This window comes from Neorhizobium huautlense, from assembly GCF_030811685.1.
GTDB lineage: Bacteria > Pseudomonadota > Alphaproteobacteria > Rhizobiales > Rhizobiaceae > Neorhizobium > Neorhizobium huautlense_A.
Genome location: NZ_JAUSRF010000010.1, coordinates 150,266 through 165,401 on the forward strand (window position 1 = coordinate 150,266; position 15,136 = coordinate 165,401).

The 15,136-nt window shown below is 59.2% G+C and carries 14 protein-coding genes; 8 read left to right on the forward strand and 6 right to left on the reverse strand.

Annotation, left to right across the window (positions count from 1 at the left end; genetic code table 11):
- Positions 1-22 precede the first annotated feature (22 nt).
- The 6 genes from J2T09_RS16115 to mepA form a co-directional block, all read right to left on the reverse strand.
- Positions 23-658 (reverse strand): 2,3-bisphosphoglycerate-dependent phosphoglycerate mutase, encoded by a 636-nt coding sequence (locus J2T09_RS16115; protein WP_306836450.1) that lies wholly within the window; start codon positions 656-658, stop codon positions 23-25.
- A gap of 27 nt (positions 659-685) precedes the next feature.
- Positions 686-1,522 (reverse strand): 4-hydroxy-tetrahydrodipicolinate reductase, encoded by an 837-nt coding sequence (gene dapB / locus J2T09_RS16120; RefSeq protein WP_306836452.1) that lies wholly within the window; start codon positions 1,520-1,522, stop codon positions 686-688.
- A 29-nt stretch (positions 1,523-1,551) separates the two neighbouring features.
- Positions 1,552-3,309, reverse strand: a complete 1,758-nt coding sequence (locus J2T09_RS16125; protein WP_306836611.1) for an ABC transporter ATP-binding protein — start codon at positions 3,307-3,309, stop codon at positions 1,552-1,554.
- A gap of 207 nt (positions 3,310-3,516) precedes the next feature.
- A complete protein-coding gene (locus tag J2T09_RS16130) occupies positions 3,517-4,539 on the reverse strand; it encodes a glucokinase (RefSeq protein ID WP_306836454.1) in 1,023 nt (340 codons plus the stop codon).
- Between the two features lie 8 nt (positions 4,540-4,547).
- Entirely contained in the window at positions 4,548-4,928 is a 381-nt protein-coding gene (locus tag J2T09_RS16135; protein ID WP_306836456.1) for a methylglyoxal synthase, read from the reverse strand.
- Positions 4,929-5,347: 419 nt separating this feature from the next.
- Complete coding sequence (gene mepA / locus J2T09_RS16140) at positions 5,348-6,388, reverse strand: penicillin-insensitive murein endopeptidase (RefSeq protein WP_373458483.1); 1,041 nt, start codon at positions 6,386-6,388, stop codon at positions 5,348-5,350.
- A 184-nt stretch (positions 6,389-6,572) separates the two neighbouring features.
- Between mepA and J2T09_RS16145 the strand changes: the two genes are divergently transcribed.
- The 8 genes from J2T09_RS16145 to pncB all read left to right on the forward strand — a co-directional run bounded on the left by J2T09_RS16145 (position 6,573) and on the right by pncB (position 15,095).
- The gene (locus tag J2T09_RS16145) at positions 6,573-8,426 is read left to right on the forward strand and encodes an extracellular solute-binding protein (RefSeq protein WP_373458489.1); all 1,854 of its coding nucleotides are present in this window, start codon (positions 6,573-6,575) and stop codon (positions 8,424-8,426) included.
- 130 nt (positions 8,427-8,556) lie between these two features.
- On the forward strand, positions 8,557-9,636 hold the full coding sequence (locus J2T09_RS16150) for a microcin C ABC transporter permease YejB (protein ID WP_306836458.1): 1,080 nt from the start codon (positions 8,557-8,559) through the stop codon (positions 9,634-9,636).
- Entirely contained in the window at positions 9,636-10,784 is a 1,149-nt protein-coding gene (locus J2T09_RS16155; RefSeq protein WP_373458484.1) for an ABC transporter permease, read from the forward strand. The genes J2T09_RS16150 and J2T09_RS16155 overlap by 1 nt, the downstream gene beginning before the upstream one ends.
- A gap of 64 nt (positions 10,785-10,848) precedes the next feature.
- Positions 10,849-11,124: a hypothetical protein gene (locus J2T09_RS16160; RefSeq protein WP_306836460.1), complete on the forward strand. Its 276-nt coding sequence runs from the start codon at positions 10,849-10,851 to the stop codon at positions 11,122-11,124.
- Positions 11,124-11,588 carry a type II toxin-antitoxin system VapC family toxin gene (locus J2T09_RS16165; protein ID WP_306836462.1) on the forward strand — a complete coding sequence of 155 codons (465 nt, stop codon included), beginning with the start codon at positions 11,124-11,126 and terminating at the stop codon, positions 11,586-11,588. The genes J2T09_RS16160 and J2T09_RS16165 overlap by 1 nt, the downstream gene beginning before the upstream one ends.
- Positions 11,585-13,213 (forward strand): ABC transporter ATP-binding protein, encoded by a 1,629-nt coding sequence (locus J2T09_RS16170; RefSeq protein ID WP_306836464.1) that lies wholly within the window; start codon positions 11,585-11,587, stop codon positions 13,211-13,213. The genes J2T09_RS16165 and J2T09_RS16170 overlap by 4 nt, the downstream gene beginning before the upstream one ends.
- A 94-nt stretch (positions 13,214-13,307) precedes the next feature.
- Entirely contained in the window at positions 13,308-13,616 is a 309-nt protein-coding gene (locus J2T09_RS16175; protein ID WP_306836466.1) for a hypothetical protein, read from the forward strand.
- 174 nt (positions 13,617-13,790) lie between these two features.
- Positions 13,791-15,095, forward strand: coding sequence for a nicotinate phosphoribosyltransferase (gene pncB, locus J2T09_RS16180; RefSeq protein WP_306836468.1), 1,305 nt, complete (start codon positions 13,791-13,793; stop codon positions 15,093-15,095).
- Positions 15,096-15,136: the final 41 nt, after the last annotated feature.

The window sequence follows — 15,136 nt, forward strand, 5'->3', positions numbered from 1 at the left end:
ATGATTACGTCGGTTCGGTCGCTCAGTGCGCCTTGGACATGTCGCCCAGAACCGCCTTGGAGGCGACGCTCGAATCGGCATTGACCGTGTAGACGATCGGCACGCCGGTCGCGAGGTTGACATCCAGGATCTGTTCCTTGGTCAGGCGGTCGAGAACCATGATCAGCGAGCGCAGCGAATTGCCGTGCGCGGCAACCAGAACCTTCTCGCCCTTGAGGACGCGCGGGAGGATTTCCGTCAGGTAATAGGGCCAGACGCGTGCGCCGGTATCGCGCAGGCTTTCGCCGCCCGGCGGCGGCACGTCATAGGAACGGCGCCAGATATGGACCTGTTCCTCACCCCACTTGGCGCGGGCATCATCCTTGTTGAGGCCGGACAGATCGCCGTAATCGCGCTCGTTGAGCGCCTGGTTGCGGATCGTTTCGAGACCGGACTGGCCGAGCTTGTCGAGCACGATCTTCAGCGTGTTCTGGGCGCGCTTCAGATCCGAGGTGAAGGCGATATCGAACTTGATGCCGGTTTCGGCCAGCGCCTTGCCGCCGGCTTCGGCTTCTTCAATGCCGAGCGGGGTCAGGTCCGGGTCGCGCCAGCCGGTGAACAGGTTCTTGAGATTCCAGTCGCTCTGCCCGTGGCGAACGAGGACGAGTGTGCCGGTCATGTGGTCATTACCTCCAGTATGTATGTGTCAGTTCGAAAGCCCAAGCACGTCGAGCATGGAATAAAAACCCGGCTTCTTGTCGCGTGCCCAAAGTGCCGCAGCAACACCGCCGCGGGCAAAGATGCTGCGGTCACGTGCGGTGTGGGAGAGTGTCAGCATTTCGCCTTCTCCGGCAAACAGCACCGAGTGATCGCCGACGATGGAGCCGCCGCGCAGGGTAGCAAAACCGATCTTGCCGGCTTCACGCGCACCGGTATGGCCATCGCGTACCCGCACCGAATGGTTGGCGAGCGCGATATCACGGCCACGGGCGGCAAATTCGCCGAGCAGGAGGGCAGCACCGGAAGGCGCATCGACCTTGTGCTTGTGGTGCATTTCCATGATCTCGATATCCCAGCCCGCCGCCGGCAGCGCTTTTGCCGCCTGTTCGACGAGCACGCCGAGAAGATTGACGCCAAGGCTGGTATTTGCGGATTTCACGACACGCGCATGACGACCGGCGGCAATGATCTTTTCATTGTCGGCTTCCGAGCATCCCGTCGTGCCGCAGACATGCACGATGCGTGCCTGTGCGGCGAGACCGGCATATTCGATCGAGGTTGCCGGCGTGGTGAAATCCAGAACGCCATCGGCATGCAGGAAGGCCTGCAGCGGATCGGTGGTCAGGGGAATGCCGAGAAAGCCGACACCGGCCAGTTCGCCGGCATCCTTGCCGATGAAGGGTGAGCCTTCACGGCCCACCGCCGCATGCAGGCGAACCCCTTCGGTCTCCTGAATGATGCGGATCAGCGATTGCCCCATTCTGCCGGCTGCGCCCACGACCACGAGCTTCATGTCGGTTTCGGTCTTGGGCGTTGCAGGCATTCAGGCAGGCTCCGTATTGATGCAGTCGTTCAGTCTTCGGTCGCAGGCGCTTCGATCGGCGAAGCCTGCAGATTGTTGAGGCGAGCGTAGAGGCCGTCCTTGCGGTTAGCAAGCTCCTCGTGCGTGCCCTGTTCCATTACCTGTCCCTCGTTCATCACCACGATCCTGTCTGCCTTGACGACGGTAGACAGGCGGTGGGCAACGACGATGACGGTGCGATCCTTCATGGCGACATCGAGTGCCTTCTGGACAGCAGCTTCCGATTCGTTGTCGAGCGCCGACGTTGCTTCGTCGAGCAGCAGGATCGGCGCATTGCGAACCAGTGCGCGGGCGATCGAAAGGCGCTGGCGCTGGCCGCCCGAAAGCGTGATGCCGTTTTCGCCAACCGGCGTGTCGTAACCCTTGGGCTGCGCGAGAATGAAATCATGCGCATGGGCAAGACGAGCCGCGTCTTCGATTTCGACGTCCGTCGCCTCGGGTCGGCCGTAGCGAATATTGTCGCGGATCGAGCCCTCGAACAGGTAGGGCTGCTGAGAAACATAGGCGAGCTGGCGGCGCAGCGAGGTTTTCGTGACCTTGGCGATATCCTGTCCGTCGATCAGGATCGCGCCTTCCGTTGGGTCATAAAACCGCGGGATGAGCGCGATGATCGTCGATTTTCCGGCGCCGGATGGGCCGACCAATGCCGTGGTCTTTCCACCTTCGGCAACGATATCGACGCCTTTCAGAATGGCGGCACCGTCGCCATAGGCAAAACTGACGTTTTTGAGCTCGACCCTGGCTTCCGTGACGACCAGATCGGCGGCATCGGCCACCTCGCGCTGCTGCGGCTGCAGGTCGAGCAGCGCATAGATCATGCGGGCGTTGACGACCGCGCGTTCGATCTGCACCTGTAGCTTGGCAAGGCGTCGGGCCGGGTCATAGGCCATCAGCAGCGCGGTGACGAACGAGAAAAAAGCGCCTGGCGGCACATTGTCGTAGATCGAGCGGAAAGCGGCATAGGCCAGCACGCTTGCGATCGACAAGCCGGCGAATGATTCAGTCAGCGGCGAGGTGCGTTCCGACAGGCGGGCAATGCGGTTGGCGCGTTTTTCGGCCGTCGCGATGATGCTCTGGACCTTGTTGTCCAGTTGCTGTTCCATCGTGAAGGCCTTGACGATGGCGATACCCTGCACGGTTTCCTGCATGGCGCCCAGCACATGGCTGTTGACCTCGATGGCTTCCTTTGTGGCGGTGCGCAATCGGCGTGACACGTAACGCAGGGCATAAATAAGAGGTGGAGCAACGGCGAACACGATCAGTGACAGAACCCAGTCCTTGCTGATCATCACGCCGATCAGCGCGACGAGTGTCAACAGGTCGCGGGCAGTCGACGTCACTGTCAAATTGAGCACGTCGCGGATGCCGCTGACGTTCTGGCTGATCTGGGCGGCCAGACGAGCTGAGCGGGCTTCACTGAAGAAACCGACCGACAGGCTCATCAGATGCGTATAGAGGCGGCGCTGATAACGGGCGACGATATTGTTGCCGATCTTGGCGAGCGCCACGGCCTGGCCATAACCTGCAAAACCACGCAACACGAAAACGGCGAAGATGGAGCCACAGATTAGCACGACGAGGTCGGCGCGCTTGTTGGCAAACGCTTCGTTGACGACCGATTCCATGATCCAGGCCGTGAACGCAGTGCTGCCGGCGACGACGATCAGACAGGCAATGGCAAAGGCATAACCGCGGATATGGTCACGTCCGTTTTCGGCGATAACCCGCTTCAGCGTGGCGGTCACCATGCCGGTATCGACTTCGGTTTTTCTTTTCTTGTGCGCTTTCAACAAGCCTTCCAATCACCAAAACTTTGACGCAAAAGCGCCCCTGTTGGACGCGCGTCTTAACCAGTTGGTAGCGTTTTGGCTAGCCGAGCCAAGATATTCGGAGGCCTTGTTGCATTTGTGCAGGCCAACCGGGCACGCGCAAAGGTGCCCGGTCACATTACATATTTACCGCTGCCAGCGGCGTTCGTCCATGGAAACGCCATAGGCGGAAGGCTTGCGGGCAAAACTCGCAAGGCCGGCCAGCGCTGCCTGCGGATGGGTGACAACGAAGGTCGGAATGGTGGTGAGCAGTTCGGTATGCGGCGCCTTGTCCTCGAAGGCGGCGCGGAATTCCGGCTTTTTCAGCGCGGCCAGTATTTTCTGGGAAATGCCGCCGGCAAGATAAACGCCACCGCGCGCCATGAAGATCAGCGCCATGTCGCCCGCCACGCGGCCGAGATAGGTCGCAAACAGCGACAGGGTTTCCACCGCTTGCGGATTGGAACCGTCAAGGCCGGCAGCCGTGACGTCGGCAGGCTCGTTTAACGATGCTTCGACGCCATCGGCCTTGCAGATCGCCTGATAGATATTGACCACGCCGCGACCGCTGAGGATTTCTTCGGCCGAGACACGATCCTCGATGCGCTTGAGATGCGGGAAAATGGCAAAATCCCGCGTCGAGCGCGGGCCGACATCCACATGTCCGCCTTCGCCCGGAACCGGGAACCACATGTCGCGGGCATGCACAAGGCCCGCAACGCCAAGACCCGTGCCGGGGCCGAGAACGACGCGCGAAGCCATGTGTGGCTGATCTACCGGGCCGAGGGTTTCGCGATGTTCCGGACCAAGCTCGGAAGCCGCCAGTGCCTGGGCCTCGAAGTCGTTGACGATGAGAACGTCATCGAAGCCGAGTTCGGAAATCATTTTTTTCGGCCGGACGATCCAGTCGCAATTGGTGAGGTCGATCTCGTCGCCATCGATCGGGCCGGCAACAGCCAGAATGGCCGAGCGCGGTTTCAGATCACTGCCATCCAGCACGACTTTTTGAATTGCCTCATCGATCGTTGCGTAATCGGCCGTCTTGACGCTGACAAAGGGTGTCGCTGCGGCCGTCGCATCCGCCAGAACGGAGAAACGGGCATTGGTGCCGCCGATATCGCCGAGAAGGATGGGAAAGGGCAGTGCATCGGTTTTCATGCTGTCGGCCATGGGAAATGTCAGCCTTTCTGGAAATCGATAAATTTTTCGGCGGACGCGCGGTTGAGCGCCATCGGGATGTCGTAGACGGTGGCAAGACGCGTGAGTGCCTTGACGTCGACATCATGGGGGAGCGCGGAAAGCGGATCGATGAAGAAGATCAGCATGTCGACCTCGCCGGTCGCAATCATCGCGCCGATCTGCTGGTCACCGCCAAGCGGGCCGCTTTTCAGGCGTGTGACGTCGAGGTTGGGCGCTGCGTCCAGAACCCGGCCACCGGTCGTGCCCGTGGCCACGATCCTGAATTTCGCCAGTGACGCCTGATGGGCGCGGGCGAAATCCGCCATGTCGTCCTTTTTCAGGTCATGCGCGATCAGCGCAATACATTGCTTGTCCGACATGTTTTCTCCTCGCCCGTGGAACTTATAGGGCTTTTGCCTGCGATTTCCATAGCGTCTGCCAGCTTCGGCAGGGCGCCATGGATTTCTAGAGCGGTTCATCGTTAAATGGAATCAGTTCTGTTGGCTCAAACGGAGTCGGATGGTCGCATGGCCGGCGCGCGTCGTAGCCAAAGCATACGGCCAAGCCGGCCATGCGATCAGACGGCCCGTTTCAGCCAACCCCGGTGGTTCGCTTGCGAACCACTTGGGCCGGGCATCTTTCCGCCGGGATCAGCGGCGATCGGCTCGCACGTACCGGGAGGTATGCACTTCGCCAATCGCCACTGCCCCAACGAAAACCTGCTCCGGCAGAACTGTTTCCATTTAACGATGAACCGCTCTAGACCGGAGATCAGGTTTTTGCCAACAGGCATCGTCACTTAGTTGGAAGGCCGCGCACGCGGGAGCGGCACGTCGGCCGGGGGGGCGTTGGTGATCGCAGCCGCACCACCATCCGGCTGGACGGCCGAGGAGCGTGGGGCAACGCGCGTGCTTCCGCTGGTAACGGCGGCAATCGCCGGATCATCCGGAGCGGAAAGCACGGCGGCGCAGGCTTTTGGAAGATCCGACAACATGACCTGACGCGGCTTGACGGGTTTTTCGCTCGGATCCTTCTTCGGCTTGGCCCAAGGCTCCGGCGTGAACCACCACGCGAGCGATTTGTCGCAGCCATCGCCTGCCGGCACCGATGTCTGCGGCCTGCAATTCGCATCGCCTGTCGGGCAGCGCATGCGGATATGAAAATGCTCGTCGTGACCATAGATCGGCCGCACCTTGCCGAGAAGAGAGCGGTTTCCGGTCCAGGTCTCGCACAGCTTCTTCTTGATGGCCGGATTGACGAAAATCCGCTCCACATCGGGATAGCTTGCCGCCTGCATGACCAGTTTGGCATGCGTAAAGGTCCAGCGTCGCTGATCGACGGTCAGGAACTTGCTCTTGTCGAGCATGGAGGTGAAGGGCAGTTTTTCGCGCTCGGCCGCCGTCATGTGCCGCTCCGGCATCGGCGTGAACCAGATATCGGCATCGAGCCCGATCTGGTGCGAGGCGTGGCCGGTCAGCATCGGTCCGCCGCGGGGTTGGGAAATGTCGCCGATCAGGATGCCTGACCCCCAGCCCAGCCGGGCCGCGTCCATGGAAAAACGCTGCAGAAGAGCGACAAGCTGCGGCTGGCCCCAGCGACGATTGCGCGAAAGGCGCATGGCTTGCCATGTCGGTCCATCCTCGGGCATGGCGACGGCGCCCATCTGGCAACCTTTTGCATAGGACCCGATCGGCGTGGAAGCGCCATCCGACGGAAGAGCGACATGGCCGAACAGCTGCTTGGCGGGCGTTCCTTCCTGCGCGAGAACTGGCTCCATCATGGCGCTGCAAAGCATGACTGCTGCCGTCAGGCCGCAGAAGGTTCTGGAAATCGCTGTCATTCTCATCTGCCGCAAATCACTCTGTTGCTCTGGTTTTACCGTGAAACCGGATTTTGGTGAAATGGAGATGCACGATGGTGGCGTGTATCTTGCCGATAATACGCTTGTGAGAGATGCGCTCCTGTTTTTCGCCCTGTTTTGCCTTATGCTTTGCCGCAACGCGAAAATGCAGAAGAGGTTTCGAATGGCTTGGTCCCGGCTGAAGACAGGTTTGGCAATCGTTATGGCAACGACTGTCGCGGCAGTGTCGGGAGTGCAGGCGCAGGATGCAGGGCAGGAGCCGAAATGGCGGCATGGGGTGTCTCTCATGGACGAGCCAAAACTGCCGGCGGATTTCAAGCAGTTTCCGTATGTTAATCCCGACGCCCCGAAGGGTGGGGTGCTGAATCTGTCTGGTGATGGAACCTTTGATTCGTTCAATCCCGTGCTCGCATTGCGTGGAAAGCCAGCGTCGGGCTTGTCCATGGTGTTCGACACTCTTCTCAAGTCGAGCGAAGACGAGGTATCGACCTCCTATGGGCAATTGGCTGAAGCATTGAGTTATCCCGACGATGTATCGTCGGCGACTTTCCGGCTGCGAGCCGCAGCAAAGTGGGCTGACGGACAATCCGTGACGCCCGAGGACGTTGTGTTCAGCTTTGAGAAAATCAAGGAACTCAACCCCACGCAGGCAGGTTACTATCGCCACGTCATATCTGCGGAAAAGACGGGTGAACGCGAAGTCACCTTCCGTTTTGACGAGAAAAACAATCGTGAACTGCCTTCGATCGTTGGCCAGTTGTCGATCGTTCCAAAACACTGGTGGGAAGCGAAAGACGCCAAAGGCCAGCCGCGTGACATCTCCAAGACGACCCTAGAACCGGTCATGGGGTCCGGGCCCTACAAGATTGTTGCTTTCTCGCCCGGCTCAACCATCCGTTACGAGCTGCGAGACGATTACTGGGGCAAGGACATTCCCGTCAATCGCGGCCAGTATAATATCAAGACCATCAACTATACCTATTTCGCTGACAATGATGTGGAGTTCGAGGCATTTCGCAGCGGTAATATCGACTTTTGGCAAGAGACGCAGGCCACCCGCTGGGCGACACGTTATGACTTTCCAGCTTTCAAGGATGGTCGGGTCAAGCGCGAGGAAATACCCAATCCATTCCGCGCGACCGGGATCATGCAGGCGCTTGTTCCCAACACCCGTCGAGATCTCTTCAAGGATCAGCGCGTTCGAAAGGCTCTGAACTACGCCTTTGATTTCGAAGAGATCAACCGCACCATGATGTACAGCCAGTATGTGCGGGTAAATAGTTTCTTCTTTGGAACGGAACTGGCGTCTTCGGGTGTCCCCGAGGGCAAAGAACTCGATATCCTGAACAGCATCAAGGACAAGGTGCCTGCTGCCGTTTTCTCCAAGCCCTATACAAATCCCGTTGGCGGCGATCCTCAGAAAGCGCGCGACAATCTGCGACAGGCCGTGGGCCTGCTCAAGGAGGCCGGCTGGGAACTCAAGGGTAACAGGATGGTCAACGCCAAGACAGGCGCACCTTTTTCCTTCGAGATTCTCTTGAGCAGCCCCCAGCTTGAGAGAATCGTTCTGCCTTTCACACAGACGCTGAAACGCATTGGTATCGATGCCCGCATCAGAACGGTGGATTCGTCTCAATATACAAATCGTGCACGAAGCTTCGATTATGACATGACCTGGGTTGTCTGGGCGCAGACGCTCAATCCCGGCAATGAGCAGCTATATTATTGGGGCTCTAAGTCGGCCGAAACGGATGGCACGCGCAATTACGCGGGTATCATCGATCCCGGTGTCGATGACCTGATCAACAAGGTGATTTTCGCCAAGGATCGGGATGACCTCATCGCCTCGACGCGAGCGCTCGATCGGGTGCTGCTGTCGCATGATTATGTCATTCCGCTCTATTACATGATGGCGATGCGCGTCGCCTATTGGGACAAGTACCAACGGCCACAGAACCTGCCTGAATACGGTATCGGTTTTCCCGATGCCTGGTGGTCGAAAGACGCGGCCAAGTGAGCCGGCCGCCGCGGGGCTTGCCTTGCGCAAGCCCAACTGGTCCAAATGACCCGATGATTCGCATGAATACAGAAATGCCGTTTTCGCCGGCCTCCGGTGAAACGCACACAACGACGATCAGGGAGCGCTGATGGGCGCCTATATTCTCCGCCGCCTTCTGCTGATGATCCCGACGCTGATCGGTATCATGGCGGTTTCCTTTATCGTCATCCAGTTTGCGCCGGGCGGCCCGGTTGAGCAGGTCATTGCGCAGCTGCAAGGCTCCGATGCCGGTGATCGGCTGTCCGGTGGCGGCAGCGATTTTGCCAGCCAGGGCGGGGATGAGGGGCAATATCGCGGCGCGCAGGGGCTCGATCCCGAATTCATCAAGAAACTCGAGCAGCAATTCGGCTTCGACAAGCCGCCGCTGACGCGTTTCCTCGACATGATGTGGAACTATGCCCGTTTCGATTTCGGCGAGAGCTTTTTCCGCAATACGCCGGTTATCGACCTTATCCTCGACAAGCTGCCGGTTTCGCTGTCGCTCGGCGTCTGGATCCTGTTGTTTTCCTACATCATTTCCATCCCGCTCGGCATCCGCAAGGCGGTGACGGACGGATCGGCCTTCGATATCTGGACATCCGGCATCATTATCGTCGGTTATGCGGTGCCGAGTTTTCTATTCGGCATCCTGCTGATCGTGCTGTTTGCCGGCGGGTCGTTTTTCGACTGGTTCCCGTTGCGAGGCCTTGTCTCCGACAACTTTGCCGAATTGTCCTGGTGGGAAAAGATCCTCGATTATTTCTGGCACCTGACCTTGCCGCTGATCGCGTTGTCGCTGTCGGCCTTTGCCACCACCACGCTTCTGACCAAGAACTCGTTCATCGACGAAATCAAGAAACAGTATGTGACGACGGCGCGCGCCAAGGGCCTGAACGAAAGGCAGGTGCTTTACGGACATGTTTTCCGCAACGCCATGCTGATCGTCATTGCCGGTTTTCCGGGGGCCTTCATCTCGGCCTTCTTCACCGGCTCGCTTTTGATCGAGAACATCTTTTCGCTCGATGGGCTCGGTCGTCTGGGCTATCTCGCCATCATCAACCGTGATTATCCGATCGTGTTCGGTACGCTCTACATTTTCTCCCTGATGGGCCTCGTCATCAGTCTCGTCTCCGATCTGATCTATACCTGGATCGACCCGCGCATCGATTTCGAGCGGAGGGATGTCTGATGGCCAATGCGTCCGTGACGACTGCCGCCGCACAGGCTTCGGCACCGCCAAAGGGTTTCTGGTCGCCGACCAGCCTGCGCCGCTGGCAGAATTTTCGCGCCAACGGGCGCGGTTTCTGGTCCTTCTGGATCTTTCTCGTGCTGTTTTTCGCCAGCCTGATGGCGGAGTTCATCGCCAACGACAAGCCGATCATCGCCTCCTACAAGGGCGAGATCCTCTATCCGGTTCTGGTCGATTACCCGGAGGAGAAGTTCGGCGGCTTTCTGGCCACCACTGATTATCGCTCCGAATTCATTCAACAGGAAATCGAGGGCAATGGCTGGATGATCTGGCCGCCGATCCGGTATTCCTATCAGACGGTCAATTCGCAGATCCCGCATTCGGCCCCGACCAAGCCTTTCTGGCTGATGGACAAGGCCGACCGTTGCAGTGCCTACCCACAAAAGGATGCCGATCCGAACTGCCATATCGGCAATCTCAACTGGCTCGGCACAGACGACCAGGCGCGTGATGTCGCGGCCCGGTTGATCTACGGCTTCCGTATCTCGGTCCTGTTCGGGTTGGCGCTGACCTTTGCCTCGGCCGTGATCGGCGTTCTTGCCGGCGCCGTGCAGGGTTATTTCGGTGGCTGGACCGATCTTCTGATGCAGCGTTTTATAGAAATCTGGTCGGCCATGCCGGTCTTCTACATCCTGCTGATCATCGCCGCGATCCTGCCGCCGGGTTTCTTCATCCTGCTCGGCATCATGCTTCTGTTCTCATGGGTGGGCTTCGTCGGCGTGGTGCGAGCGGAATTTCTGCGGGCCCGCAATTTCGAATATGTGCGGGCGGCGCGTGCGCTGGGCGTCGGCAACTGGACGATCATGATGCGCCACCTTCTGCCGAATGCCATGGTGGCGACACTCACCTTCCTGCCCTTCATCCTGTCCGGCTCGATCGCGACCCTGACCTCGCTCGACTTCCTCGGTGTCGGCATGCCGCCTGGCTCGCCGTCGCTGGGTGAAATGATCGCGCAGGGCAAGAACAATCTGCAGGCCCCCTGGCTCGGCATCACGGCCTTCATGGCCATGTCGGTGATGATGTCGCTTTTGATCTTTGTCGGCGAGGCGGTGCGCGATGCATTCGATCCGCGAAAGGCGTTCCGGTGAGCATGGTTCGTCAAACCACCGGATCTGCGCTAGACTGGCGTGAGACATCACGGGGCGAAAAGCCATGAACAAGATCGTTCGCGAGCATTACCCGGTTGCCAACCTTCCCGAAGACCTGCGGGAGGGGCTGGATGTGCATGCCAGGGTGCGCGTGGTGGTGGAGGTCGATGGGCCGTCTCCACTGACGGAACCGGATTTTTCCGTCGATAATGAAAAACCGCTGACGGTTGAAGACATTCTCGAAATCCGTCGACGGCTTTTTGCCGACGGGAGGCCATCCGTAACCGCCCAGGAAGCGGTAGCCCGTATTCGGGAGCTTCGCGACGAATGGGATTATTGATGGCGGGTGTCGGGCGTATCTATATCGATACCAACGTCTTCATCACCGCATTCGAAACGCAGGGTGATCTGGCGGAGAAGGCTGCCCTGCTGCTGGCAAGCCCGGTCCTTGTCCCGCCTCGGTTCGTGACGAGCGAGCTGACTTTGGCTGAATTGCTTGTATTGCCGTATCGCAAGACGGATACCGCATTGATCGATCTCTACGGAAAACTACTTGCCCATGGTCCCTGGTTGGACGTGCAACCGGTGTCGCGGGATGTTCTGTCGGATGCCGCCAAGCTGCGGGCGGTCAATCCTGCCTGCAAGTTGCCCGATGCCATCCATCTGGCGACTGCGCGTCGGTTTGGTTGCTCGCATTTTCTGTCCGCAGATAAGGGAATGCGATCAAGCGAGCACGTGCCCGTCACCATTCTGAAGCCCGACGAAGCCACTCTTGCCTCCCTTCTCGAAAGCCTTGCCGAATGACTGAACCGCTTCTCTCTGTCAAAGACCTGTCGGTTGCCTTCCACCAGGGGGGAAAGACCTCGCTGGCGGTTGACCGCGTGTCCTTCGATATCGCACCGGGCGAGGTGATGGCGCTGGTCGGCGAATCCGGCTCCGGCAAATCGGTGTCTGCCAATTCGATCCTGCGCCTTCTTCCTTATCCGGCGGCGAGCCATCCATCGGGTGAAATTCTGTTCGGTGGCAAGGATATGCTCAAAGCCAGCGATGCCGAGCTTCGGCATGTGCGTGGTGACGACATCACCATGATCTTTCAGGAGCCGATGACATCGCTCAATCCGCTGCACTCGATCGAGCGGCAGATCGGCGAAATTCTGGCGCTGCATCAGGGCATGAATGTTGCCTCTGCCCGCGTGCGCACGCTGGAGCTTCTCCATGAAGTCGGTATTCGCGAACCGGAAAAGCGGCTGAAGGCGTTTCCGCATGAATTGTCCGGTGGCCAGCGTCAGCGCGTGATGATCGCCATGGCGCTTGCCAACCGTCCAAAACTGCTGATCGCCGACGAGCCGACCACGGCGCTCGATGTGACCGTGCAGGCCCAGATCTTGGAGCTTCTGAGCCGGTTGAAGGTCGATTACGGCATGTCGATCCTGTTCATCACCCATGATCTCGGCATCGTCCGCAAATTTGCCGATCGTGTCTGCGTGATGACCAAGGGCAAGATCGTCGAGACGGGTGCTGTCGAAGACGTTTTTGAAAACCCGCAACACGAATACACCCGCCATCTTCTCGCGTCCGAGCCGCGCGGTGAACCGCCGGTGACCGATCCTGCTCGCCCGGTGGTGATCGAAGGCAAGGACATAAAGGTCTGGTTCCCGGTCAAGGCCGGTTTCTTCCGTAAGGTGGTCGATCACGTGAAGGCGGTGGATGGCGTCGACCTGACGCTGCGGGCTGGTGAAACGCTGGGTGTGGTGGGTGAATCAGGTTCCGGCAAGACGACGCTGGGCCTTGCTCTTGCACGGCTGATCTCGTCCAAGGGGCGTATCAGCTTCATCGGCAAGGAAATCGATGGCCTGTCCTTCAAGGGCATGCTGCCCTATCGCGACCGGCTGCAGGTGGTGTTTCAAGATCCGTATGGCTCGCTCAGCCCGCGCATGTCGGTGGGCGAAATCATCGCCGAGGGCCTGAAGGTGCATGAAAAGTCGCTGTCGGCAGCGGAGCGTGACCGCCGAGTTGCTGCCGCGCTGGATGAAGTGGGGCTCGATCCGGCCACCCGCTGGCGTTATCCGCACGAATTTTCCGGCGGTCAGCGGCAGCGTATCGCCATCGCCCGCGCCATGGTGCTGAAGCCGCGTTTCGTCATGCTCGACGAGCCGACCTCGGCGCTCGACATGACAGTGCAGGCTCAGGTGGTCGATCTGCTGCGGGATCTGCAGCAGAAACATCAGCTTGCCTACCTGTTCATCAGCCACGACCTGAAGGTGGTGAAGGCGCTGGCCAATGAAATGATCGTCATGCGGCTTGGAAAAGTCATGGAAGCCGGCCCATCGGAGCAGATTTTCAAGGCACCGCAGAATGATTACACGCGCGCGCTGATGGCGGCTGCCTTCAAGATCGAGGCGGCCGAGGTGATGGTGGCCAACCCGTAGCGGCGCAATCAGCCCGGAACATTCACACGGCTAATCGGTTCTTCTGTCAGGATTGTCGTCGCTGAACGGCGGCAGATTTTTGAAGGAGGAGACGATGAACAGCCGTTTCGATCCCAAGGAAGCCAAACCGATCGATACCTTGCCGCCGCGTTTCGGCACGCGTGATACGGTCAAGGAAATCGAACAGCCGCTGACACCGACGGATGCCCGACAGGGTGCCAAGGGCATGCCGGTTCTGAAAGTTCTCATGGCCGGCATCGTTCTGGCGCTGCTGGCATGGGGCGGTGCGGAATGGTGGGGTGCCGAAACGGCGCCACCGGCCGAACAGACGGCGACACCGCCCGCCGGCCCGGCTGAACCCGCAAATCCGAGCGAGGCTCCGGCACCTGCCAACACGCCCTGACCCAAGGTCAGGTTCAATCCGGATACAGGACACATCAATCGATTTGATGGTCCTGCATCTGGACTTTGCCCCATGTTTTGCCGATAAATTGTGCCGCGAGCGTGAAAACACGCTCTTACCTTAGGCAGGCAAGGGCGTTCTCTCCCGATTCCGGGGTGCGCCGCAGGGGCAGGCATGACGAAGACCGATATCGCAACCCGGGTCTATAACCACGCCTTCAAACTCGATCCGATCATTCGCAGTCTGATCGATACCGATTTCTACAAATTGCTGATGTTGCAGATGATCTGGAAACTGTATCCGCAAACGGATGCGACGTTTTCCCTGATCAACCGCACCACGCGTGTGCGTCTGGCAGATGAAATCGATGAAGGTGAGCTGCGCGACCAGCTGGATTACGCCCGCTCGTTGCGTCTCACCAAGAAGGAAATGATCTGGCTGGCGGGTAACACATTTTATGGCCGCAAGCAGATCTTCGAGCCCGAATTCCTGACCTGGCTGGCCGCCTATCAGTTGCCGGAATACGAGCTTTCGAAACGCGACGGCCAGTATGAACTGACCTTCCACGGTCGCTGGGTCGATACCACGATGTGGGAAATTCCAGCGCTTGCCATCATCAACGAACTGCGTTCCCGCGCCGCCATGCGTTCGCTGGGTTATTTCACGCTCGACGTGATTTATGCCCGTGCCAAGGCAAAGATGTGGGAAAAGGTGCAGCGCCTGCGCGAGCTGCCGGGCCTGCGCATTTCCGATTTCGGCACCCGTCGTCGTCACAGTTTTCTGTGGCAGCGCTGGTGCGTCGAGGCGTTGAAGGAAGGCATCGGTCCGGGCTTTACCGGCACCAGCAATGTTCTGCTCGCCATGGATTCCGACCTCGAAGCCGTCGGCACCAATGCGCATGAACTGCCGATGGTGATGGCGGCCCTTGCCGATACCGACGATGAGCTGCGCGCAGCACCCTACAACATCATGAAGGACTGGAACCGGCTTTACGGCGGCAACCTGCTGATCGCGCTTCCAGATGCTTTTGGCACGGCCGCTTTCCTGCGTGATGCGCCGGAATGGGTGGCGGACTGGACCGGTTTCCGCCCCGACAGTGCGCCGCCGATCGAAGGCGGTGAAAAGATCATCGAGTGGTGGCAGAAGATGGGGCGCGATCCGCGCCAGAAAATGCTGATCTTTTCGGATGGTCTGGATGTCGATGCGATCATCGATACCTACCGCCATTTCGAAGGTCGCGTGCGCATGAGCTTTGGTTGGGGCACCAATCTCACCAATGATTTCATGGGGTGCGCACCGACCGCCATCGATGGTCTCAACCCGATCTCGGTGGTCTGCAAGGTCAGCGATGCCAATGGCCGACCGGCGGTCAAACTTTCGGACAATCCGCACAAGGCGACGGGCGAGGCTTCCGAAGTGCAGCGCTACTTGAAGATTTTCGGTCAGGAGGACCGGGTGGAACAGGCCGTTCTGGTTTGATGTATCACTGAAGAAGAGGCCGCCCCGCATATGCGAGTGGC

Coding starts and splice junctions, on each gene's coding strand:
- J2T09_RS16165 (WP_306836462.1), top strand. CDS start 11,124: ATGGCGGGTGTCGGGCGTATCTATATCGATACCAACGTCTTCATCACC.
- J2T09_RS16115 (WP_306836450.1), bottom strand. CDS start 658: ATGACCGGCACACTCGTCCTCGTTCGCCACGGGCAGAGCGACTGGAAT.
- J2T09_RS16135 (WP_306836456.1), bottom strand. CDS start 4,928: ATGTCGGACAAGCAATGTATTGCGCTGATCGCGCATGACCTGAAAAAG.
- J2T09_RS16125 (WP_306836611.1), bottom strand. CDS start 3,309: ATGGTGACCGCCACGCTGAAGCGGGTTATCGCCGAAAACGGACGTGAC.
- dapB (WP_306836452.1), bottom strand. CDS start 1,522: ATGCCTGCAACGCCCAAGACCGAAACCGACATGAAGCTCGTGGTCGTG.
- J2T09_RS16150 (WP_306836458.1), top strand. CDS start 8,557: ATGGGCGCCTATATTCTCCGCCGCCTTCTGCTGATGATCCCGACGCTG.
- J2T09_RS16160 (WP_306836460.1), top strand. CDS start 10,849: ATGAACAAGATCGTTCGCGAGCATTACCCGGTTGCCAACCTTCCCGAA.
- J2T09_RS16155 (WP_373458484.1), top strand. CDS start 9,636: ATGGCCAATGCGTCCGTGACGACTGCCGCCGCACAGGCTTCGGCACCG.
- J2T09_RS16145 (WP_373458489.1), top strand. CDS start 6,573: ATGGCTTGGTCCCGGCTGAAGACAGGTTTGGCAATCGTTATGGCAACG.
- mepA (WP_373458483.1), bottom strand. CDS start 6,388: ATGACAGCGATTTCCAGAACCTTCTGCGGCCTGACGGCAGCAGTCATG.
- J2T09_RS16170 (WP_306836464.1), top strand. CDS start 11,585: ATGACTGAACCGCTTCTCTCTGTCAAAGACCTGTCGGTTGCCTTCCAC.
- J2T09_RS16175 (WP_306836466.1), top strand. CDS start 13,308: ATGAACAGCCGTTTCGATCCCAAGGAAGCCAAACCGATCGATACCTTG.
- pncB (WP_306836468.1), top strand. CDS start 13,791: ATGACGAAGACCGATATCGCAACCCGGGTCTATAACCACGCCTTCAAA.
- J2T09_RS16130 (WP_306836454.1), bottom strand. CDS start 4,539: ATGGCCGACAGCATGAAAACCGATGCACTGCCCTTTCCCATCCTTCTC.